20 protein-coding genes are annotated in these 22,444 nt (G+C 37.3%); 11 read left to right on the top strand and 9 right to left on the bottom strand.

All coding sequences use genetic code 11. The annotated features are described in order from the left end of the window. The first annotated feature begins 318 nt into the window (after positions 1-318). Entirely contained in the window at positions 319-711 is a 393-nt protein-coding gene (locus tag C9I86_RS09950; protein ID WP_080155706.1) for a DUF2750 domain-containing protein, read from the top strand. A 71-nt stretch (positions 712-782) separates the two neighbouring features. After that, a complete protein-coding gene (locus C9I86_RS09945) occupies positions 783-1,142 on the top strand; it encodes a HopJ type III effector protein (protein WP_107276258.1) in 360 nt (119 codons plus the stop codon). 51 nt (positions 1,143-1,193) lie between these two features. Here C9I86_RS09945 and C9I86_RS09940 read toward each other — a convergent pair whose 3' ends face one another. Next, positions 1,194-1,523, bottom strand: coding sequence for a hypothetical protein (locus C9I86_RS09940; protein WP_080155704.1), 330 nt, complete (start codon positions 1,521-1,523; stop codon positions 1,194-1,196). 412 nt (positions 1,524-1,935) lie between these two features. Here C9I86_RS09940 and C9I86_RS09935 point away from each other — a divergent pair, with 412 nt between their 5' ends. From C9I86_RS09935 to dcuC, 3 genes are all read left to right on the top strand, one after another. Beyond that, positions 1,936-2,715, top strand: a complete 780-nt coding sequence (locus C9I86_RS09935; protein WP_107276257.1) for a RelA/SpoT domain-containing protein — start codon at positions 1,936-1,938, stop codon at positions 2,713-2,715. 160 nt (positions 2,716-2,875) lie between these two features. Then, positions 2,876-3,151 (top strand): nitrogenase-stabilizing/protective protein NifW, encoded by a 276-nt coding sequence (locus C9I86_RS09930; RefSeq protein WP_080155702.1) that lies wholly within the window; start codon positions 2,876-2,878, stop codon positions 3,149-3,151. 362 nt (positions 3,152-3,513) lie between these two features. Then, entirely contained in the window at positions 3,514-4,869 is a 1,356-nt protein-coding gene (gene dcuC, locus C9I86_RS09925) for a C4-dicarboxylate transporter DcuC (RefSeq protein WP_235865757.1), read from the top strand. 98 nt (positions 4,870-4,967) lie between these two features. Here the strand turns inward: dcuC and C9I86_RS09920 are convergent, their stop codons facing one another. Continuing rightward, complete coding sequence (locus tag C9I86_RS09920; protein WP_107276256.1) at positions 4,968-7,316, bottom strand: glycosyl hydrolase family 18 protein; 2,349 nt, start codon at positions 7,314-7,316, stop codon at positions 4,968-4,970. Positions 7,317-7,731: 415 nt separating this feature from the next. Further along, positions 7,732-7,980, bottom strand: a complete 249-nt coding sequence (locus tag C9I86_RS09915; RefSeq protein WP_080155699.1) for a GlsB/YeaQ/YmgE family stress response membrane protein — start codon at positions 7,978-7,980, stop codon at positions 7,732-7,734. Between the two features lie 264 nt (positions 7,981-8,244). Here C9I86_RS09915 and yjjG point away from each other — a divergent pair, with 264 nt between their 5' ends. From yjjG to brnQ (C9I86_RS09900), 3 genes are all read left to right on the top strand, one after another. Next, positions 8,245-8,925, top strand: coding sequence for a pyrimidine 5'-nucleotidase (yjjG, locus tag C9I86_RS09910; protein WP_080155698.1), 681 nt, complete (start codon positions 8,245-8,247; stop codon positions 8,923-8,925). Positions 8,926-9,306: 381 nt separating this feature from the next. Further along, a complete protein-coding gene (brnQ, locus tag C9I86_RS09905) occupies positions 9,307-10,626 on the top strand; it encodes a branched-chain amino acid transport system II carrier protein (RefSeq protein ID WP_107276255.1) in 1,320 nt (439 codons plus the stop codon). A gap of 584 nt (positions 10,627-11,210) precedes the next feature. Then, positions 11,211-12,545, top strand: a complete 1,335-nt coding sequence (brnQ, locus tag C9I86_RS09900) for a branched-chain amino acid transport system II carrier protein (protein WP_107276254.1) — start codon at positions 11,211-11,213, stop codon at positions 12,543-12,545. A 142-nt stretch (positions 12,546-12,687) separates the two neighbouring features. Here the strand turns inward: brnQ (C9I86_RS09900) and C9I86_RS09895 are convergent, their stop codons facing one another. From C9I86_RS09895 to C9I86_RS09885, 3 genes are all read right to left on the bottom strand, one after another. Then, positions 12,688-12,864: an ATPase gene (locus tag C9I86_RS09895; RefSeq protein WP_080155695.1), complete on the bottom strand. Its 177-nt coding sequence runs from the start codon at positions 12,862-12,864 to the stop codon at positions 12,688-12,690. Positions 12,865-12,959: 95 nt separating this feature from the next. Then, positions 12,960-14,663, bottom strand: coding sequence for a phospho-sugar mutase (locus C9I86_RS09890; protein ID WP_107276253.1), 1,704 nt, complete (start codon positions 14,661-14,663; stop codon positions 12,960-12,962). A gap of 327 nt (positions 14,664-14,990) precedes the next feature. Next, on the bottom strand, positions 14,991-15,512 hold the full coding sequence (locus tag C9I86_RS09885; protein ID WP_080155693.1) for a DUF2058 domain-containing protein: 522 nt from the start codon (positions 15,510-15,512) through the stop codon (positions 14,991-14,993). Between the two features lie 383 nt (positions 15,513-15,895). Between C9I86_RS09885 and C9I86_RS09880 the strand changes: the two genes are divergently transcribed. Then, positions 15,896-16,378, top strand: a complete 483-nt coding sequence (locus C9I86_RS09880) for a YidB family protein (RefSeq protein WP_080155692.1) — start codon at positions 15,896-15,898, stop codon at positions 16,376-16,378. A 49-nt stretch (positions 16,379-16,427) separates the two neighbouring features. On the opposite strand, the gene astB is transcribed toward C9I86_RS09880, so the two are convergent. Further along, a complete protein-coding gene (astB, locus tag C9I86_RS09875) occupies positions 16,428-17,765 on the bottom strand; it encodes an N-succinylarginine dihydrolase (protein ID WP_080155691.1) in 1,338 nt (445 codons plus the stop codon). 328 nt (positions 17,766-18,093) lie between these two features. Between astB and C9I86_RS09870 the strand changes: the two genes are divergently transcribed. Both C9I86_RS09870 and C9I86_RS09865 read left to right on the top strand, forming a co-directional pair. Next, entirely contained in the window at positions 18,094-18,783 is a 690-nt protein-coding gene (locus C9I86_RS09870; protein WP_080155690.1) for a MaoC family dehydratase, read from the top strand. A 790-nt stretch (positions 18,784-19,573) separates the two neighbouring features. Next, positions 19,574-20,593 (top strand): lipoate--protein ligase, encoded by a 1,020-nt coding sequence (locus C9I86_RS09865; RefSeq protein WP_107276252.1) that lies wholly within the window; start codon positions 19,574-19,576, stop codon positions 20,591-20,593. A gap of 61 nt (positions 20,594-20,654) precedes the next feature. Here the strand turns inward: C9I86_RS09865 and C9I86_RS09860 are convergent, their stop codons facing one another. Beyond that, a complete protein-coding gene (locus tag C9I86_RS09860) occupies positions 20,655-21,584 on the bottom strand; it encodes a cation diffusion facilitator family transporter (RefSeq protein WP_107276251.1) in 930 nt (309 codons plus the stop codon). Between the two features lie 76 nt (positions 21,585-21,660). Continuing rightward, entirely contained in the window at positions 21,661-22,266 is a 606-nt protein-coding gene (locus C9I86_RS09855; RefSeq protein ID WP_080155687.1) for a DNA-3-methyladenine glycosylase I, read from the bottom strand. Between the last annotated feature and the right edge of the window lie 178 nt (positions 22,267-22,444).

The following is a 22,444-nucleotide window of genomic DNA, read 5'->3' as shown; positions in this document are numbered from 1 at the left end:
GACAATAAAAATATACTAAGTTTGAGTTGTTAATAATATAAACACTAATATAGTTGTTATATTTCATCCAATTAATGAAAATATATGGGAAAATTATTCATATGATTTTTTTATCTTAATAAAAAACAAAAACAGAATATAATGTACTTTATTGTTTTATTTGTACATTTAAACACTCATGAAAATATAACAATTTAGGCATTAACCAAATAAGCTAACACCCTACAAATGCAGAAAAAGCAAGGATAACACAAGACGTTACTCCTCTTTTGTTTTATCCTTACTTAAAATAATAATGTGAAAAAATAGGACGACAGTATGTCTACCCCACTAGATGCTGCAATGATTGAAACAATTCAAAGTTTTGATGCAGAAAAACGTTACAAACACTTAGTGAAAGAAGTTGTTGCTAACCGTGAAATCTGGATTCTTATCGATGAGCATGGATGCGTTATGCTCAATACTGATGATGAAGATTGTGTTCCTGTTTGGCCAAATAAAGAATTTGCAGAAGCATGGGCAACAGGGGAATGGGAAACATGTAAAGCAGAAGCTATTTCATTAAATAAATGGCATAGCCGTTGGACTCACGGCTTAGAAGATGATGAACTTGCCCTTGTTGTCTTCCCTATTCCAGAACAAGAAGGTCTGGTTATCTACCCAGACGAACTGGATTACGAATTAAAAACATTAGCGAATAAGCATCGCTAACTGCAATTTTTCTATTAAGGCTAGCATGATGCTAGCCTTCTTTTTATACATTTACCCACCAATGGAATATTATGGACTCGCTCATTGAAAAAATCAGAAACACACCAAATAAAGTTAATTTTCAAGACGTTATAAACACTATCAATGATAATTATCATTACCAGCCAACTCAATTTATCAATGGTTCTACCAATGATGCTATAACTAATCTTGCAGGAACAAATGAAGGATCATGTAAAATATTTGCATTTGCACATTTACATCAACTGTCTAAATCTGAAACGTTAGCCTGTTTTGGTGCATTTTATCGTGATGATGTCATTAAACACCCACAAAAGAATAACCATCAGAATATTCGTCAATTTATGATCTCAGGTCCCACCGGTATTCATTTTGAGTGCTTTCCCTTAAGCCTTAAAAAAGACGTATAAAAAACCACTGCTAATATTATTACAGTGGTTTTTATGGTGATGTCATATAATTTATAATGGCTTTTTACAATGACTACATGTTTGTGGTGGTTTCATAAAAAAGGGAGAACGGCTTGCCTGACCACAACCGTCACAAAACTTTGTTGAACGGATAGTAAGTAAAGTTACAGGTACTAGCAGGATCAATATCGAAATCATCCATGCTGTAGGTGGTTGCATAAAAATAATAAAGCCACCAATCACAACATTACTAAACACGGTATAAATTGGCCATAAACGGCGCTTTTTCGCTACATCATTACCGCGCTGGAATAACATCACACTTCCTACTGTTAAACCTAGCCAAATAACAACGAAACCAATTAATAAATTTTCCTGCATTTTTTTCCCTTAAAAAATACGCCATATAAGTACAACAGTTATTGAATACAAACCAAATGATAACTAGGTAAAATCGACTTACCTACTTGGTGCATTACACCAAAGATTAATCGTTATCTTGTTACTATGCCGTATTTTACCTCTATTTGATAACATCATTTATGACAAAAATCGCATGATATATACAAAATACCCGTGTGATTGCTAATAACCCGCTATGATTATGAATAATGTAAATAAACTGTAATAAATAATTCAAAAATATGAATATCAGCACAGTATTCAACTTCTGTTCAAGGTAAAGTTACTAACATGTAAACAGACACGCATTACAACTAACATACCTCTTTTTAGCTATACCCGTTTTTGTATGTTTTGATATTGCCTTTGCAATATTTTTAGGAGTTGTTTAATGAACATAAAATCTGTTTTACGTACAAGTTTTGTTCTTTTTTGTATGCTCAGCCGCACGGTTGTGGCAGCACCAGCGATCGCTCCCGCTTTTAATACCCATGACCAATCACAAACACGCCAGACACAAGCGAGCCGTAAAGCTTTCCAGCGTGACTTGAGTGGCTTATACAGCATTCAATCATGGCGAGGTGATAATCTACGCCAGCCTTTTAATGATTTTGATGCACTTTATTTAGCATCAACTGACGCACAAGTAGAATTACAAATTCTACTACAAAGTATCAGCCTTGCATCAACAACTAATATTATTATTCCGCAGATTAAATCAGCACAGCGTTCACAACAAAAAATTGCAACTGAATTGCAAGGTGAAACAGCTAAGATCACCGATATTGCGCGTGGCTCTATTGTTGCTCAGAATATTCCAGCACTAGTACAAGCTTATGAACTACTGGCAAAAGAAGTAACCATTGTTAGTGTAAAGAACCGTTTTAAGAACCCAACCCCATCAGGTTACCGTGACTTAAACGTGCTAGTTCGCTTACCCCATAGTCAAATTATTACTGAAGTTCAGCTTCACTTAGATGAAATCTCAACTATTAAAAATGGCCCAGAGCACGACCTATATGAAAAAATTCAACATATCGAACGTTTAGCACAGCAGCAACAACGCCCATTATCTGAGTTTGAAATAGCGCAAATTAATCAACTTCGTCAACAATCGCATCAACTTTACCAAACCGCATGGTTAGGTTACCTTCAACCACAAGCGGCATAAGGTACAATTAGAATAAAGTCATGGCGGTAGTAATCCGCCATGACTTGCTTGATCATTATTTATGACTCTTTGCTGCAATGCGTATAAAATAAATGCCACACCAAGCATACAAAATATTGCTATCTTATGTTTATCTCTCCTAAATAGAACCCATCACCACATGAATAAACCCAATATCCTAACAACCATCAAAAGCTTTTCTACAATCGAACAAGCACTTGATTACTTTGATATCGGTTATGATAGTCAATTTATTCATGCTAACCGTACCCAATTAATTAAGCGATTTAACGGCTATTTAATATTAGAAAAACCCAAAGACTGGTTTGCAGCACGTAGAGCATTAAAAAATGCTTATTGCCGAGTACAACGTTCACAATTAGACAAAACAACGAGACAAGCTTGCCGAGGGTGTACTAGCTGCCAAAGACGATAATGGCATAATAAAGCACACTAAATAGAATATTAAATGTAAAAAATAAAATAACATACAACCATAAATATACCGTGTAATTATAACCAACAACACCAACTCTTTATCTTAAATCCCTTCTAAGAATAACGAAAGTTAGGACTAAATTTAGTCACTCACTATTTAATGTTTAATTATTGTTAATATTAATATAATTTTTTGTATTGTTCATTTTATGCACTTGGTATTGATAATGTTATTTATTTGACCGCAATCATAATTACATTAATTCGCTTCTGATTTGAATTAATTCCCATCGTGAAAACGTTTTCAATCTTCTATTATTCTTCGCCATATTAAATGGATGCTTTCCAATATGGAGATAAATGATGGTTACACTATTTAGCCTTATTGTTATATTCCTTGTAGGCTTACTGATTTACAAGAAGTACAACCCACAAACAACATTACTGCTTGGCGGTATTATAATGATGGCTGCGGCTATTCTTTTTAGTACTGGCACACCACTACCTGAAAACATTTCAAGCGGTAATCAATGGCTTGATATTTTTACATTCCTAAAAAATACCACAGCCAAAACAGTGGGAACACTGGGTCTTATTATCATGGCAGTGGGCGGTTTTGCTAAATATATGGATCATATTGGCGCTTCACGTGCTTTGGTCAATATTGCCATTAAACCATTAGGCTACTTCAAAGCACCTTATCTTGTTATGGCTCTAGGTTATATCATGGGCCAGATCCTTAATATTTTTATTCCAAGTGCATCAGGCCTTGGCTTATTGTTAATGGTTACTCTATACCCTATTTTAGTGCGCCTTGGCGTGAGCAAAATGTCTGCCGTTGCCGTTATTGCAACCGCCGCTTGTTTAGATTTAGGTCCAGCCTCAGGGAACGTAAATTTAGCGGCGCGTACTGCTGATATTCCGGTAACAGAATATTTTATTACCTACCAACTACCTGTTGCCATTGCCACAATGATAACTATTGCAACGCTGCATTTCTTTGTTCAACAATGGTTTGATCGTCGCGCAATAGCTACTGATGAAGTAGAACTTCAAACACAAGATGATCACGTTGCGCCACCAGCATGGTATGCATTACTGCCAATTATTCCGTTAGCATTAATTATGATCTTTAGCCCAATGGCGATTGCATCAGTAAAAATAGATGTGGTAACTGCAATGTTTATTTCAATTGCAGTCGCAATGGTGTGTGAAAGTATTCGTCACGGTGCAAAACCTATCTTTAAAGATATCTTGGTTTATTTCGACAGCATGGGTAAACAATTTGCACGCGTTGTAACATTAGTTATTGCCGGTCAAGTGTTTGCACATGGTATGAAAGTGATTGGATTACTAGATACTGTAATTAATTTCGCGATTAATGCTTCATTGTCTCCTGCAATAATGATTATTTTGATGGTTATTATTATTACTTTTGCCGCTATCTTAATGGGTTCAGGTAATGCACCATTCTTCTCATTTGCAGCGATGGTACCTGACATCGCAAATAAGGTTGGTATTAACGCGGTTGTTATGTTGATGCCAATGCAATTAGCTTCAGGTATTGCTCGTTCAATGTCACCTATCACTGGTGCAATTGTCGCAGTAGCCGGAGTCGCTGATGTGTCACCATTTGAACTCGTTAAGCGCACCGCAATTCCGATGATTGGGGCGTTAATTGTTTCAACAGCAATGTCACTAATCATCGGCTTGTAATACAAGCAATAAAATAAAGAAAAACCCTGCTAGTTATTATAATGATAAATAACTATGCGGGGTTTTTTATTATCTCTTATTTACATTAACAAATAGGGTTAAATGCGCTCCCAAGGGCCATTTGCATTGCCGGGGTTGTCACCTTTTGTCCACCATTTGGCGCGGTAATTATTATCTTCAAAGATAACTTCATCACCACCACTATACGTTTTAGATGCTGACCACCCACCAACTTCGCCAGTATCCTCTTCTACCCATACAGAGGATGTTCCAGGGGTTTCGCCTTTCGTCCACCATTGAGCAGTATAAGTAACACCGTTATAGACTACGGTATCACCACTGTTATAAATAGTGTCGGTATTCCACGTATCACCAACAGCACCACCATCCGCTGCCACATTAACAACCACCGTTTGTTGGGTCGATGCTTCACCATCAGAAACCGTAATCACAACATTAACGGTCGTATCTGTTGTTACAGTTGGCGCAGTAACAGTAATTTTTGCACCAGTTTCAGTAACAGCTAGTTGTCCGGTTGATGCTGAATAAGTAAGCGTATCACCGTCAGCATCAGTCGCGGTTACTGTTATAACGACACTCTGACCACTTTTAACATCAACCGTTGCTGGTGCCGTTAATTCAGGCGCTGTGTTTTCAACAACACCAGACCCCTTCACATTAACAACGACAGATTGCGTTGCACTCTTACGGCCATCGGTCACTTTAACCACTACCGATGTCACGATATCAGTCGCAGTATTTGGTGCCGTATAAGTCACAGTTGCAGTACCATCTCCGTTATCAGTCACTTGCGCTTCTGTCGAGCTAAAGCTTAGACGATCACCATCGGTATCGGTTGCTGACACACTAAAGCTGATAGTCTCGCCAGACATTACGGCTTGCGCACTCGGTACGATTAATTCAGGCGCTGCATTAGGTGTGGTATTGGCACTAAAAACATCATCGATAGCTTCAGCTAATGGAGAACTAAGCTTCGTACATTCTTTTAACTTAGTTCCATGATTAATAAATGTGCCTTCACATTGAATATCACCGTGCACTTGCCATACAATTACGCCACCTAGGTCATTATCTACAATGTACTGTGCTTTTTTCTTAATAGATGGAACATCATCATAACTTAAGAAATATTTACCTTTCACAGCATAAGGGACTTCGGCATTTGCATCCCACTTATGCTCCCAGCCTGACGTTTTAACTATATAATTATAGTTTGGTGAACCTTCAAATTCTTTCCAGTTATCAACATCAACGGCACTGAGTAATGGACCATCAACAGACATATTATAAATACGCTTATCCGTTGGTGCGCCTAAATAAGCTTCAGCTTCTGTGGTCTGAACGCCACGACCATAAAACGCAGCACCAAAATTAATTTTTTCTGATGGAATGCCTTGCTCTGCCATCCAAATACGGAGAGTTTCTAAATCTAATCCTGCATATTCTTCTTCTGGATATGGATACAATGGCGCATTATGACCAGTAACATTTGACCATGCTCCGTTAAGGTCATACGTCATCATGTTAAAATAATCCATTGATTTAACCAAACGAGGCCAATTAAAACCTTCAAGTTTAGCGGTAGATGCTGAGAATGCGGCAGTCAATAATTTATCAGGACCAATACGTTTACGAATATCTTCCATTAGCTGTTCAAAATTAGCAAAATCAGTAGGATCGCCTGCAAAGTTCATTCCGCCAAACCCTGGATATTCCCAATCAATATCAATACCGTGGAAACCTAATGCCATTAACTTATCAAGATCTTTCAGGAAACGGGCTTTTTTAACAGGATCGGCAGCCATTTCAGGGAAGTGCTTAGACATACTCCAACCACCGAGTGATGCCATAACCTTAACACCTTTCTGATTAGCAAGATCAATCAAACCTGGTGCGCCACCTTCTTTTTTTAGAGGAATAGGCATATTACCTTCAATACCCGTTGGAGTATGAAGCCACCCTTGGCCACTTTTAACAAAACCTTGTGCTTTAACTTTTGCTAAATTCTCCGCATCCCATGGTTCATCAACAGGGTATTGATGAATATATTCCAACTCACCCCACAAAATATGGAAATCCCAGCTGGAATACACATCAGGATGTAATAATGGTCCCGGCTCTTGGACACTACCTGGCTTATAAATTTGCTTATTACGTAAATCACCACTGTGTAAAGTTCCGTCTTTAGCGACCCCAAAAAATGAGAAGTTAAGAATAGAATAGATATCCATATCTACGTTTAAATGGGTCGCTTCACCTTTTACTGAAAAACCAGCATTAGTGCCTTTCCATGCTTCCCATTGCGTTAAATAACCAATCACGTTTTTATTATGACTAGGGGCAGCCTGCACTTGAGCCGCAGTGCTTGCCAATAAGAAACCCGCAATAATGCTCGCAACTTTGGTTTTATTAAATCCATTTTCCATTTTGTGCTCCACGTTATGATTAATAGCTAATTGCCATTTCAGTTTTTATAATTTCAACTGTTTTTATAACGATCAGTAATGATATTTCTCATTAATAACCAGAACACAGTGTGATCGATCTTTTTTAGTTTAGCGAAAAAAAATCATATCTTTAGGCTCAATAGCTAACATTTATGCAACAAACAAGTGAAATAACATCTATTTTTAGCCACAAGATTCAAATAAAATCGCGTTTTAAAGCTAAAAATACAAAAGCAAACAGAGATAATATTTATATAAAAATATCATTCTACAAATAAAAAAGGGGCTTCTAGGACAATATTCGTCAGCAGGGAAATATGAAGCATAAAAAAAGCGAATCGTACGAAACGACCCGCTTATTTTTTAATTAATAATTGCAACAATATATTGATTATTAACGAATAAATCGATTATAAACAAATAATAGAATGAAAGCGCCCAATGTGGCAGTAATGATACTACCAATATTTACGCCTGTTGCGTGACCAAGTCCGATAAACTGACCAACAAAACCACCCACAAAAGCACCACCAATACCCAGTGCCATTGTTACAATCCAACCGCCACCATCTTCACCTGGCATTAACCATTTCGCTAATGCACCAGCAATTAAACCTAAAATAATCCAAGATATAATGCCCATTTTCTTTCCTCAATTGGCTAATTCTTCACTCTTAAAGAGATGATGTGATTATGGTACAAATAGACATATATCACACTATTGAGTTCAATAAAAATTTCATATCAATAGAAAAAAATCATAGATCAAACTTATTCATCATCATTTATAGACTTATTAATAGCGATTTACTGGCTTATAGTTTCATGTTTCAAGTAAACTACAGCCTGTTCAATAAGCGTTAATGACGCACATTTTTTATTCAATAAATATAGAGAGTGACATTTAATGAAGTACCAATGGATTTTATTTGATGCTGATGAAACTTTGTTTCACTTTGATGCATTTCACGGCCTTCAACTGATGTTTTCTCGCCATAATGTCACGTTCACTCACGCTGATTTTGAACATTATGAAACCATTAACCGCCCATTATGGGTTGATTATCAAAACGGAAAAATATCAGCAACGGAATTGCAAAATATTCGTTTTAAATCATGGGCAGCAACCCTTTCTCTATCAACAGAACAGCTTAATCATGATTTCTTAATGGCAATGGCTGATATTTGTACACCATTAACCGGAGCCAAGTCACTTCTAGAGGCATTAAAGCCACATGCGAAATTGGGTATTATCACCAACGGTTTTACTGCATTACAAGAAATTCGATTACAACGCACCGAGTTTAAAGATTTTTTTGATGTGCTAGTTATCTCAGAACAAGTAGGTGTCGCAAAACCTGATATTCAAATTTTTGATTATGCTTGTCAGAAAATGAACATGACGCAACGTCAAAATATTCTAATGGTTGGTGATAACCCGCAATCAGATATTTTAGGTGGAATCAACGCCGGAATGGATACTTGTTGGCTTAATAGTGAACAAAAATCACAACCAGAAGGTATTTACCCAACCTACACCGTATCTTCACTTGCTGAATTACAAGTACTGCTATTAAACCAACAATAAAGATCCACCTTTATAAGTGACCAGATGCTATTTCATAATGACAGTAATTCAGTTGTTTATATGGCATCTGGTCAGTGAAGGTAAAAAAAGTACCGTTTATTTTCTCATCACGCTTTACAAGTGTGCCAATACCGATTAAGTTTAAACCTCATTTTATTTAGAGCGTATAAGCTATGTCTCAGAACATTAACAACAATCAGGATGCTACAACCACAGCAACCTTACAGATTGCTTGTGCGCTAAACTCTGTCGTCGTCGTCATTCTCTGACGCTGACGGTTAACTTATTCGTCAGTAACGCTGGCGGATATGAATTTCACTTCTAAATTATCTCTTCCAGCATACTGACTCAGATTGTTTTATTTGAATTAAGGTATGTCATTTGAAAAGAAAAGAACTTGCAGCCATCGGTTTTATGACCTTTGCATTATTTCTCGGTGCTGGTAACTTAATATTCCCTCCCCTTATGGCACAGCAAGCGGGTGAAAACTGGCTCATTGCTATTGCTGGGTTTCTACTAACTGCTGTTGGTTTACCCGCATTAACACTTGTCGTTCTTGGTCGTTTATCTTCTGCTGACAAATTAACGGCGGCATTACCCAAATGGATGGATCGCTCGTTTTGGTTTTTAGTATTAACAACACTTGGGCCTGCTTTTGTATTGCCTCGTGCTGTGACCGTTGCCTATGAAATGGGAATAAAACCGTTTTATTCTGGTAATGGATTAATGGTTTTCTCTGCTGTTTTTTGTGCTCTTACATTAGCACTAGCTCTCAAGCCTGGTAAACTTGTTGATTATATTGGTAAGGTAATGACCCCTGCACTGATTGCAATGCTAGCACTACTGGCCATTTCAGCAGTAATAAATCCATTAGGCTCACCGACAGCCGCCACTGAAACTTACCGTCAAGCTCCTACTGTGAATGGACTTATTCAGGGTTACATGACATTAGATGCTATCGCTGCGGTTGCTTTTGGTTGGGTTATCATTCAAACAATTCGTAATACAGGAGTGAAATGCGACAAAGCCATTTCTTACTACACTCTTCGCATCGCCCTTATTTACGCATTTCTTATGTCACTTTGCTATCTTGCAATGGGATATTTAGGCGCAACCTCTTCTGATATTGCACCGCAAGCAACCAATGGTGGCGAAATTCTTACCCGTTATGCTGCTGGTGAGTTTGGAACATTAGGTCAACTATTATTAGCAACAATCACTCTAATGGCATGTTTAACGACGACTGTTGGTTTAACTAATGCTAATGGTGAATATTATAAAAACACCTACGGTATAACATTTAAACTTAGTGCCACGGTGATAATGGTACTCACTGCCATTATCTCTAACGTAGGTTTAGAAACCATTATTCAAGTAAGTCTACCGGCGATCTTAATTTTATGCCCAATTGCAATTTCGTTGATTATTTCTACTTTCTTTATTGGTAATCATTCAACACCAGAACAGCGTCAAATCTCGATTAGCCAAACAATCGTCGTTATTGTTGCAACATTATTTGGCAGCATTGATGCGTTAAATATTTTAGGTAAGCTACCAGCTAACATCGTATCATTTGCTGAACATTGGTTACCGTTATTTAGCTCACATGCTTCTTGGCTCGCCCCTGTTGCCATCACTATTCTTATCAGTAAATTATGTTCACGCGAGTGCAAAAGTCCTAATAAGGTTGCAATAAACTAAACTGTAACCACAAATTATCATTAAGAGGGCTAGTAAATTACTAGCCCTAGCATTTATATATTAAATTAAAAACAACGATAACTAACAATAAAAGCAATCGATATCATTCCCAAAAAAAATAACCCAGCAACAACATAACCATATGATAAGAAAGAATTTTATCATTATAGTATAATCATAATCAAAAAAAAATTAAAGAAAGTTATTTACAACACTAAGTTTTCTTTATATTTTTAACCCGTAATTCACTTATTTATTAATAGAAGTTGTTAACTTATGCATTCAATACGATTTGAATATAGAAAACAAAGATACTTAACATCAACGATAGCGGCTAACGCTTGGGTTGGTGTTGCTTCTATAACGATAAAAAAAACATCACGAATTATTTCCGCTTTTATCCTAGTGATTATTCGCTAGGCTGGCGGGCAAGCTTCCGTCAGCCATGCTGATGGGAGATAGTTTCAACTCTTCATATCTTCTTTCAGCAAACCTGCGGACCCCTTATTAACGAAGTAACAGCAATATAATACTTTTAAGCTATTAGTTACTGTTCAATATTTACTACAATGCAGGTATAACATTTGAAAACACAAGACTTACTCGCTATCGGTCTCATGACCTTCGCCCTTTTTCTAGGCGCTGGTAATCTAATCTTCCCTCCGGCGATGGGCTTAGATGCAGGTACATCACTAACGTCAGCTATGAGCGGCTTCTTAGTCACCGCGGTGGGTTTACCCGCTTTTACTATTATCGTACTTGGCCGCATTGGTAGTACTAAAAACCTGACTAAAGCATTACCTAAATGGTTAGGAACAACATTTTGGGTACTCTTGTTTACTGCAATTGGCCCAGCATTTGGTATGCCACGTGCCGTGACCGTTGCTTATGAAATGGGATTAAAACCTTTTTTCAAAGCCGATCATCTCGTTGCGTTCTCTATCGTCTTTTCAGCTTTAACCTTAATTTTAGCGTTTAAGCCCGGCAACTTAGTCAGTTACATTGGTAAAGTAATGACACCAGCACTGATTTTACTTTTAGCGGGTTTAGGACTTGCCGCATTCTTTTCACCACTAGGCGTACCAGCTGCACCTTATGGGGATTATCAACATAGCGCTGTTACCAGTGGTTTAATCCAAGGTTACATGACTATGGATGCTATCGCAGCCGTTGGTTTTGGCTGGGTTATCATTCAGGCGATTAAAGAAAAAGGTGTTGTTTCACAAAAAGGTATTGCAAATATCTCGTTTAAAGTTGCGATGATCTATTTTGTTCTTATGGGTGGTTGTTATATTGCGATGGGGTATGTTGGTGCAACATCAACCTCAATTGCAACCCACGGTATGAACGGCAGTGTGATCTTAACCCGTTATGTTGCAGGTGAGTTTGGCGCCTATGGCCAATGGATATTAGCTGCGATCATTATCATGGCATGTTTAACCACTACCGTTGGTTTAACCACTGCTTGTGCTGAATATTATCAGCAAACCTTCAAGGCTTCGTTTGGGTTTACTGCAACAATTATAGTGGTATTAACCGGTATTATTGCTAACTTCGGTCTTAATGATATTTTGAAAGTCAGCTTACCTGCTATCTTGGTTCTATGTCCGATTGCCATAGCCTTAGTTTTAGCATCATTAACAGCATCAGCCGTGAATGTTTCAACGTTGACGCATACTTCGGTATTAGTCACTGCAATGATCTTTGGCTCTGTTGATGCCATTAGTATTTTAGGCAAAATGCCAGCAGATCTTAACCAATTCTTTAACGAAGCATTACCACTATACCAAGCGCATGCTAGTTGGTTATTACCAACATTATTGATTTTAGTTATGACAACAATAATGGCACGATTACCTATCGTTGCACGTAAGTTTAATATTGTTGATTACCGTTTAGATTCAGTAACAAACAATTAATTTACAAGCGCGTAATGATAATTGGGGTTATCACAGCGCGCTTTTAAATTCTACATTAAGCTGCCATAAAAAAGCCTCTTACTGCTCTTCATTAATGATTGAGGCAGTAAGAGGCTTTTTATTACGCCAAGATCACATGATCTTATTCAGGTAAACGTTCACCTGTCATGAATGCGTGTAAGATTTCAGGCGTTAATTCACCCGCTTCTTCTAAACGCTTAAGCTCTGCCACAATTTTCTTTTGATCATCAATCGATGGAATCGGCAATTCTGGCTCTTTTTCATAATCATCAGGTAACGATATATTAAGATCGTGCATGGTAAACCCTTGGTTATCTAAAACAAATTAAAACTCATGCGATTATACACTGAAAATCGACCAGAGTTCAGCTTTACCACATTGTGACAGCTGAATTACAACGATGCTTGATGTTGAGCAATTAATCGATCCATTGTTTCTTGTGCGCGTAATTGAGCATGTTCAAATGTTTCTTCTTGGCTCATTGGTTCAACCACTTCATAGTAACATTTCAATTTAGGCTCAGTGCCAGAAGGACGCACAACAACACGTGCACCATCTTCTAAATGATAAATCAATACATCACTGATCGGTAAATTAATTGCTTCTACAGAACCATCTGCAAATGTACGTAATGATGTTTTAAAATCTTCCGTACTATGAATTGCTAATCCTGCAATCGCTTGTGGTGGCATAGCGCGTAATGAATCACCAATTGGAGCCGCGGTTGGATCAAGAGCAATACTCCGTTGAGCATTAATATATAAACCGTATTCACGATAAATAGCTTCTAATTGATCCCAAACCGTTTGCCCTTTTGCAGTTAATTCCGCTGTTAATTGTGCAAATGCGACTAATGCAGATAAGCCATCTTTATCCCATACTGTTGAGCCAATGGTATAACCTAAGGCTTCTTCGTAAGCAAATAAGAATTGATGAGTGTCAGTTTGACGCTCCATTGCAACATTGGTTAGCCATTTAAAGCCCGTTAGTGTTTGGTAATATTGTGCTCCAAGCGCCGTGGCTATTTTACCTAATAAGGTTGACGAAACAATCGTATTACCAACTAGGCTCGCAGATGGTTGAACATGGTTAAGTAAATAATAACCAAATAATGTACCTACTTGATCCCCTGTTAGCATCTGATATTCACCATCAGTACGGCGAGCAGCAACGGCGAAACGATCAGCATCTGGATCATTTGCACATGCTAAGATAGCACCATGCTGTTTGGCTTCTGCAATAACAAGATCCATAGCGCCAGGCTCTTCTGGATTTGGAAATTTAACCGTCGGGAAAGCGCCGTCGGGCTCTCGCTGAGCTGCAACACTATAAACATGAGTAAAACCAGCATCTGCTAATAAGGTTTCAGCCATCTCAGCGCCAACACCATGCATAGCCGTATAAGCTAAGTTTATCGCTTGTGGATTATGATGATTATTTAATAGTGGTGTTGCGTTTATAGCTTGTCGATAATCTTGATAATAAGCATCATCAAGCCACACTAATAACCCTTTTGCTTCCGCCTCTGCTAAATCCATGAGATGTAAATCAGATTGGGTAGCTTTATCTATTTCAGCAGCAATACCGGCATCATGAGGTGGAATAATTTGTGCGCCGTTATTCCAATACACTTTAAAGCCATTATAAGCTGGTGGATTATGACTAGCAGTCACCACAACAGCGGCGGCGGTGTGTAAATGCTTAACGCCAAAAGCCACAATTGGGGTTGCCGCTACTTTGATAGTAAGATAAACCTTAATGCCTTGTGCAACTAATACTGCTGCCGTATCGTGAGCAAATTGGCGTGAATCAGGGCGCCCATCATAACCAATCACTACCCCTTTATGAGCAGCGTTGCTATCAGTACGAAGTAAATATTGACCAAGACCTGTCGCTGTTTCTTGAATAACTAATCGATTCATGCGATTAGGGCCTGCACCAACAACACCTCGTAAACCTGCAGTACCAAACTCTAAACGACCATTGAAGCGATCGGCTAATTCTTCTGTCGCATTATCTGCAACTAATTGTTGTAATTCTTGACGTGATTTAGGGTCAGAGTCACGTTGCAGCCAACGTGTTATTTCATTATTCATTATTGTTATCCTAGTACGTTTATCATCATAACAATGCAATGATAATGACTGACCATGAGGGTGTTTACAGACACTATCATCGTATATCTATTTATCATTATCATCGTTTAAGCAATGTAAATGATAAATACTCTCATTAAAATATGCTCTATTGGCTTCAATTACAACAGCCTTGAGGCAACATTTAGTGAGCAAACGATTACTTTTATTTGAGTATATTCGTACTAATTATGCATCATATTAAAACAGTAATACCTAAAACGTCTCTCCGCCAAATATTTTGAATATAAAAAAAGCCTCAAAAGAGGCTTTTTTCAAATTACAGTTTTACCACATCAAATCATCTGGAATAACAAAATCTGCATATGGGTCATCTTCATCGACAATACTGTCATCAACCACATTATTAAGCACAATTGATTCTTGGTCACGTAATGCAATCTTATCGGCAACAGCGGCAGGAATAACTTCATAGCCATCAAGATAACGGGCAATCGCAAGGCGGCCATTAACAAGCTGCTTTTGTATTAGAGTATCAACATAAATTTTCTTCACCGTCGTACCATCGGTAAAGTTATAACCAATATCACCGTTATTACGATCTAAACGGTTCATTTCGATTAGTTGCTTAACTTGTGCTAAAAATGCTTTCTGTTGCGCATCTTCATCTCGCTGACGATTGAGTGCTTTGTCTTTCTCTAATTGAGATACACGGTTTTCCTCAACAGCAGCCTTTGCTTCTTTCGCTTGTGTGCGTGATTTCTTTGTTGTCTTACCGGCTTTTTTTAGCTTTTTCTTATCGATAAGACCTGCTTTTAGCATTTGCTCTTGTAGGCTTAGCTTTGCCATTGAAACTCCATCAATTATTCGTTACGACGAGTGACTCTTCCACTCATTGATTAATGAACGCCATTATCTCTGTTTGCTCTAAAACAGGTCAAGCATTGCTGCACATTGTGGTCATTATTTCCAAAATAATTTTGTCACCCTGATCACATTTAAGCAGGAATGCTTATCATCACAACATGGCTTATTTTTACATTAAAATGTCATAAAATGCTGAATATTTAATCTTATTTTTGTATTATTATTAATAACATGCTTATTAATAGCTGTAATTAATACATTTAATAAGGAACATCATATGAGCTTATTAGATCTTGTGCGTGGCATTTATATATCACGATTTTTAGTAACCGCATAATAATCTTATCGAGCAAAGGATCTTAATTATGAATATGGTAGAAATTATTCGTCTTGGGGCACAATTTTTTAATCAATCACGTGCAAATACTCAATCTACCGATGAAAACAGTATTTTCGCTGCATTATCATCTTTACTAGGAGGGAATGAACAAGGTCAACACGTTGATCTTCAAGCTTTTATCAAAACCCTTCATCAATCAAATTTATCCCATATCGCTAACTCTTGGCTAAGTAACGATATGAATGCTACTCTTTCAGCTGCCAATATTACCACCCTCTTTGGTGCACAAAAGCTGACTACATTAGCCTCACAACTGCATATGGAAGAGCCAGATCTCATTATTGGCCTACAAGATGCATTGCCGACTATGATAGATCAAGCCAGCCCTGGTGGTGATATTGACCATACTTTACTTGTTCAACCCACAGGAGAAATTAATAGTATTGATGATTTAATGGATATCAATAATCTTAAAAATTTCGCCTCAACTATTTTTAATAAAAAATGATGTGTTAGCTCTATTTATAAGCCGCAGCATCTAAATGACGCTGCGGCTTTTATACTCGTTGAAAATCATACACCGAACCCAATTTTAAAATATGGGTCAATTCATCTAATGCCGTTTGCGATGCTAACAATAATGCAGGATCGGTGAAGTCATTTTCAACTAAACGATCCCGATAATGTAAATCGATCCATTGTTGTAAACGTCTAAACAAGCTATCAGTTAATAAGACCGCAGGGTTCATTGCTTGATGTTCGGCTTCCGTTAATACGACTCTTAGCCGTAAACACGCAGGCCCACCACCATTTTGCATACTCTGATTCAAATCAAATAAATCAACCCGATTAATTCCTTGTTTTACTTGTAATAACTGTTGAATATACTGCCATACATGAGGGTTATCTCGACATTGCTGCGGTAAAATCAAACTAATATCACCATTAGGTAAAGTAACTAATTGCGAATTAAACAAGTAACTACTTATCGCATCATTCACACTCACCTTATTATCTGGTACTTCAATAATTGTTAATTTGCCACCCATTTTTTGTTGAAGTTGTAAATAGACATCCGCTTGATTTAAAAAAGCATATTGATGACAAAATAAGGTTTGCTGATTTCCAACCGCAATAACATCATTATGAAATACACCTTGATCTATCAATAATGGATTTTGTTGAACCATAATAACTTGCTGAGGATCTAGCTGATGTAATCGTGCAATAGCAGCACTGGCTTCATAAGTTTGTCTTGCTGGATAACAAGATGGGGATAGTTGGCTATGATCAAAGCCATAACGCCCAAAAACAAACATTTCTACACCTTGATCTTGATGTTGAGCACAGAAACGAGTGTGGTTAGCAGCACCTTCATCACCTAATTGTGCCGAGGTTGGTAATGGTGAATGATGGCAAAAATGATTATCGTCATTGAACATCGCAGCTAAAATACGTGCCGTTGTTTGCGGTTCAATGGACCGATGAAAATGACTCGCTAGATTTGCGGGCGTAAAATGTATACGTTGATCTTGCGTATCTGCTGACGGCGATACTGTTGCTGCATTAGCGGCCCACATACTTGATGCCGAATAACAACTGGTTAATAGCTTAGGTGCATGTTGTGCCGCTTGTTGTAATACTCTACGATCACTGCCACTAAAGCCTAATCGACGTAACATCTTTATATCTGGTCGCATCTGAGGTGCTATCACCCCCTGTATCAAGCCTAAATTAGCGAGAAATCGCATTTTTTTTAAACCTTGTAAAGCCGCCATTTTAGGATTTGAAACTTGATGACTATTGGTCAAAGATGCAATATTACCTGTCGATAAACCACTATAATTATGCGTCGGTCCGACTAACCCATCAAAATTAGCTTCATGCGCCATCATTCACTTCCTCCATGACGAATATAAGACATGTATTATTATTATAGCTTGTGCCTATTTAATTAATTTCAGCCTCAGTTAAGACCCATGGTTTATCATGCTCAAAACTAAGGTCGGACTGGAATCGGTGTAATTCTGCTCAGTGTTTTATAAAAATCGAAAAAAACGCCATTTAATTATTGCGTAATAGCATCAACATCCCTAAAATTAACTCATCCGATGAGTCTTATAAATATTTATTATAGCAATTACCAGTTGTACTACTGTAAATAATAGCTACAATGCCCAGCCCCAAACCAAAGCGTGGCATTTCAAACTAAGGTTATGCTCTATGAAAGTAAAAGTAGTCGATTTTATCAAACGTAAGCGTGAAGTGTTATCACATCACCAGTTTGAATTTAAAGACTGGCTATCACCATCAATTCGCGATTACTGGATCGAATTTCTCAATAAAGCCAACAGCAGTCACTTTGCAACTTGGGTAAAAGATCATAACCTCGTGTCAATATCTAATGGTGAAACGGTATCTGATCCCATTGAGATTGAAATGCATCCGGAAGCAACCAAAGTCATGAATGAACTCACTGCATCATTGGGTGAAGAGATTCATGTTGGCGAATGGTTGACCGTTGATCAATTACGTATTAATAATTTTGCCAATGTCACAGACGATCATCAATGGATTCACACAGATCCAGAAAAAGCAGCAGCAGAATCTCCTTTTAAAACAACCATTGCTCATGGTTTTTTAACGCTTTCACTCCTCTCTGTATTAACAGACAGTGTTGATCCTGCTAGTCCAAAATTTCCATCTGCAAAAATGACCGTGAATTATGGCTTAAACCAAGTTCGATTCCCTTATCCCGTTAAATCTGGCGTAAATATTCGTGCTAGAACAAAAATTCAATCTGTAACACCGATAAAACGTGGCTTAGAAATAGTGCAAGAAATTACTGTTGAAATCGAAGGCTGCCGTCGCCCTGCTTGTGTTGCAGAATCCGTTATGCGTCTTTATTTTTAGTTTTTAAGGCTAATACATAACATTTATTTGAAAAAGCCGCGATGTCGGCTTTTTCTTTATTTACGATTTATTCAAGAACAAAAGCAAAAAAACACCACTTTCATAACCTTAGCTATTCTGAGCTACATAGGCTTACAACTTAAAACCTAACTTTTCATTAATGGTTATTTACCTACAGAAGAAGACTGGTATGGTAGCCGAACATTTTTTGGCTGGGTATCATCATGAACAAGTGGATAAAATTTATTCCCCTCATTTTATTGATTGGCTATTTCATCACTTATGATGTTTTTAACCAAGCAAGTCAATCGACACCAACAGAACAAACAACGAACAATCAGTAACTAATCTAGTCCTAATAATATTTTTATAGTACCAATAGATTAGAGGTAGCATGGTAATCTGTCCATGCTCTTACTGACGACTCTTTTTTACACCGCGCCCAACCCTCACTCCACATCTCGTTACAAAATTCACCATTAAAACTCACCTATCCGTTACAGTTATAGTGTTAAGCCACAACAAATAGTAACCTTACCTTGCAATTATCGGTATTTGCATATCAAAAATGTGATGCTATCCTCATTACATAATCTAGAAAACAACAAGATTCTCTAGACATACCATAATTAAAATCATTTTACCAAATCACATTTGTTCCAGTTTATGAGTGTGATTTGGTTTTTTTTACATTCCTCGCCAACAAAATTTCCTATTCTGTATTGACTGCTTTACCTCTTTCAAATGACAAGGTAAATTCATGACATCCACATTTAGTTAGGTATGCGTGATGTCTTCAAAAATTAGAGTGCTGATTTCAGACTCAACCAATCCATGGTTCAACCTTGCTGTTGAAGATGCTATTTTCCGTACAATGTCTCCCCATCAACAAGTCTTATTCTTATGGCGTAATGACAATACCGTTGTGATTGGCCGAGCACAAAATCCATGGAAAGAATGTAACACTCTAAAAATGGAACAAGATGGCATTACGCTAGCTCGTCGTCAAAGTGGTGGTGGTGCTGTTTTTCATGATCTTGGTAATACCAACTTCACTTTTATGGCTGGTAAACCCGATTACAATAAAACGATTTCAACCGACATTGTACTGACCGCATTAAAAAAACTAGGTATACACGGTAAAGCCACAGGCCGTAATGATTTAGTTGTTGAGGATACTGAAGGCGAACGTAAGTTTTCAGGTTCAGCCTACCGTGAGACGATGGATAGAGGCTTTCACCATGGTACCTTACTGCTCAGTGCTGATCTAACTCGACTAGCAAATTACCTCAATCCCGATAAAAAGAAACTAGCAGCAAAAGGGATCACTTCCGTTCGTTCACGAGTCACTAATCTCAACCAAATTGTCGCAAATATTGATCATCAAATGGTTTGTGACGCTATTATTGAGACCTTTTGTGATTACTATCATGAACAGGCTAAAATTGAACATATTTCACCACAAGCCGTGCCAGAATTAACGGGCTTTACTGAAACCTTCGCGAAATTTAGTCGCTGGGATTGGAATTTTGGTAATACGCCCCAATTCACACACACTATTGATGAACGTTTTACTTGGGGTGGTATCGAATTGCACCTTGATGTAAATAAAGGTGTGATTACAGAAGTGAAACTCTTCACCGACAGTTTAGAGCTTATGCCATTGGAGTTGCTAGAACAACGATTGCTTAATTTACCTTATAATGCGACAGCAATAAATACGGCCATAGATAACCTTGCTATAGAATATCCACAATATAATGACGTATTAATGGATATTGCTTATTGGCTACAAAATACCATTAATTAATATAATTATTATCATGAAAAATAATAACAAGACCGCTTTAATCACGGTCTTGTTACTGATTTTATTTCTTCAACTGATCACAATCATCACAACACGGATTTAGCTTTCTCTCCTGACAATTGTATGGCTCAATATGAATAATAATATCGGCAACTTCATCTAATTCATTTAATAAATGTGTTTTAAAGTTCTCAGTAATATTATGTGCACGATCAACGGTCATTTCAGGATCAACCAGTAAATGAAAATCTAACAAAATAATACTACCTGTACGACGACTTCTTATCTCATGAACTTCTTTAATATCTTTGTCTTCAGCTGCATATGCTTGAATTTGTTTTTCAATATCAGAATCTGCTTTAGCTTCAGTCAACTCTAAAATTGCAGGCCATAATATATCAAACGAGGCTTTTAATATCATTGCTGTAACGATTAATGCCGCAATTTGATCTAAATAATGAAATGTTGGGAAAAAGTAATTAGCAATAACAGCAATCGCAACAGGCAATGAACTCAATGCATCTGAACGATGGTGCCAAGCATTTGCATATAGAGCGCGACTATTAATTTTTTTAGCTTGAATAACAGTCCAACGATACAGTACTTCTTTGACAACAATAGACACTACAGCCGCACTAAATGCTAATATTCCTGGCTGTAAATGTGACTCAGTATTTATTGAATGCAAGGAATCCCAGCCAATACCAAGTCCCACAAGCGCTAAAATAACACCTATAAAAATATTAGTTAACGTTTCAAACCGACCATGACCATAAGGGTGTTCTTTATCTGCTGGTGCCGTCCAGTAACGAGAGCCAATCAAAATTGCCGTATCTGTTACTAAATCAGAGAAACTGTGTACACCATCGGCAATAAGTGCCTGACTGCCAGTAAGTTTACCTATCGTAATTTTTATAAATGCTAAAGCAATGTTTGCAATAGATCCGACCCAGGTAACTTTCTGAATTAACTTCACTGCCGTTGTAGACATAACGCCCCATAAAAAAGGAAGAATGGATTCGATTATGATAACGAATTTAGCCCATTAAATGTGATCTTTTTTATATTTATAGCGACTTTATTGTGTCATTTGAAATACCATGATAACAATGACAATCAATTGTATGATCATTCACCATTCCCACCGCTTGCATAAAAGCATAACAAGTTATATTGCCAATAAATTTAAATCCATGCTGCTTTAGAAATTGACTCAGTGCCTGTGAGGTTGCGGTCGTCGTGGGAACCTGATCTTGTGATAACCACTGGTTGATTTGAGGCTCATTATGAACAAACTGCCAGAGTGGCGTTGCTAAATTGCCGTACTGACGTTGTAAGGCTTGTGCAGCACGTGCATTTGTAAACACCGAGCGTAACTTACTGCGGTGCCGAACAACATCATAACTCTCAACGATTGTCGTTATGCGTGATTCAATTTCTTGATCGCTATAGGCAGCAAGCTTATCAATATCATAATTCTCAAAAGCTTCATTATAACTCGCGCGTTTTTTTAAAATAGTATACCAATTAAGCCCAGCCTGAGCGCCTTCCAATGTTAAAAACTCAAATAAATAGCGGTCATCTTTATGCACTTTCCCCCATTCTTCATCATGATATTGGCTTTCTATATTTGAATGATTTGCCCAATAACAACGTGTTTGTAACTCTGCCATTTCAATCCTATAAATTATATTATTTTGAATTTTATAAAATACTTAAAAACATTAATAAGTATACCTAAGATTATATTCATTTAATCTTAAATTATTTTAATAGAAGTTGTTTGCAAGCATCATTATTACTTCAAAACACTTATCTACATCACATTATCTATATTAACTATCAATATGT

Source organism: Photobacterium sp. NCIMB 13483 (genome assembly GCF_003025475.1).
Lineage (GTDB): Bacteria > Pseudomonadota > Gammaproteobacteria > Enterobacterales > Vibrionaceae > Photobacterium > Photobacterium piscicola.
This window is presented reverse-complemented; position numbering and strand designations above follow the sequence as displayed.

Coding starts and splice junctions, on each gene's coding strand:
- C9I86_RS09935 (WP_107276257.1), top strand. CDS start 1,936: ATGAACATAAAATCTGTTTTACGTACAAGTTTTGTTCTTTTTTGTATG.
- C9I86_RS09915 (WP_080155699.1), bottom strand. CDS start 7,980: ATGGGCATTATATCTTGGATTATTTTAGGTTTAATTGCTGGTGCATTA.
- C9I86_RS09880 (WP_080155692.1), top strand. CDS start 15,896: ATGAATATGGTAGAAATTATTCGTCTTGGGGCACAATTTTTTAATCAA.
- dcuC (WP_235865757.1), top strand. CDS start 3,514: ATGATGGTTACACTATTTAGCCTTATTGTTATATTCCTTGTAGGCTTA.
- yjjG (WP_080155698.1), top strand. CDS start 8,245: ATGAAGTACCAATGGATTTTATTTGATGCTGATGAAACTTTGTTTCAC.
- C9I86_RS09920 (WP_107276256.1), bottom strand. CDS start 7,316: ATGGAAAATGGATTTAATAAAACCAAAGTTGCGAGCATTATTGCGGGT.
- C9I86_RS09895 (WP_080155695.1), bottom strand. CDS start 12,864: ATGCACGATCTTAATATATCGTTACCTGATGATTATGAAAAAGAGCCA.
- C9I86_RS09950 (WP_080155706.1), top strand. CDS start 319: ATGTCTACCCCACTAGATGCTGCAATGATTGAAACAATTCAAAGTTTT.
- C9I86_RS09930 (WP_080155702.1), top strand. CDS start 2,876: ATGAATAAACCCAATATCCTAACAACCATCAAAAGCTTTTCTACAATC.
- C9I86_RS09855 (WP_080155687.1), bottom strand. CDS start 22,266: ATGGCAGAGTTACAAACACGTTGTTATTGGGCAAATCATTCAAATATA.
- C9I86_RS09885 (WP_080155693.1), bottom strand. CDS start 15,512: ATGGCAAAGCTAAGCCTACAAGAGCAAATGCTAAAAGCAGGTCTTATC.
- C9I86_RS09940 (WP_080155704.1), bottom strand. CDS start 1,523: ATGCAGGAAAATTTATTAATTGGTTTCGTTGTTATTTGGCTAGGTTTA.
- astB (WP_080155691.1), bottom strand. CDS start 17,765: ATGATGGCGCATGAAGCTAATTTTGATGGGTTAGTCGGACCGACGCAT.
- C9I86_RS09945 (WP_107276258.1), top strand. CDS start 783: ATGGACTCGCTCATTGAAAAAATCAGAAACACACCAAATAAAGTTAAT.
- C9I86_RS09870 (WP_080155690.1), top strand. CDS start 18,094: ATGAAAGTAAAAGTAGTCGATTTTATCAAACGTAAGCGTGAAGTGTTA.
- C9I86_RS09890 (WP_107276253.1), bottom strand. CDS start 14,663: ATGAATAATGAAATAACACGTTGGCTGCAACGTGACTCTGACCCTAAA.
- C9I86_RS09860 (WP_107276251.1), bottom strand. CDS start 21,584: ATGTCTACAACGGCAGTGAAGTTAATTCAGAAAGTTACCTGGGTCGGA.
- C9I86_RS09865 (WP_107276252.1), top strand. CDS start 19,574: ATGTCTTCAAAAATTAGAGTGCTGATTTCAGACTCAACCAATCCATGG.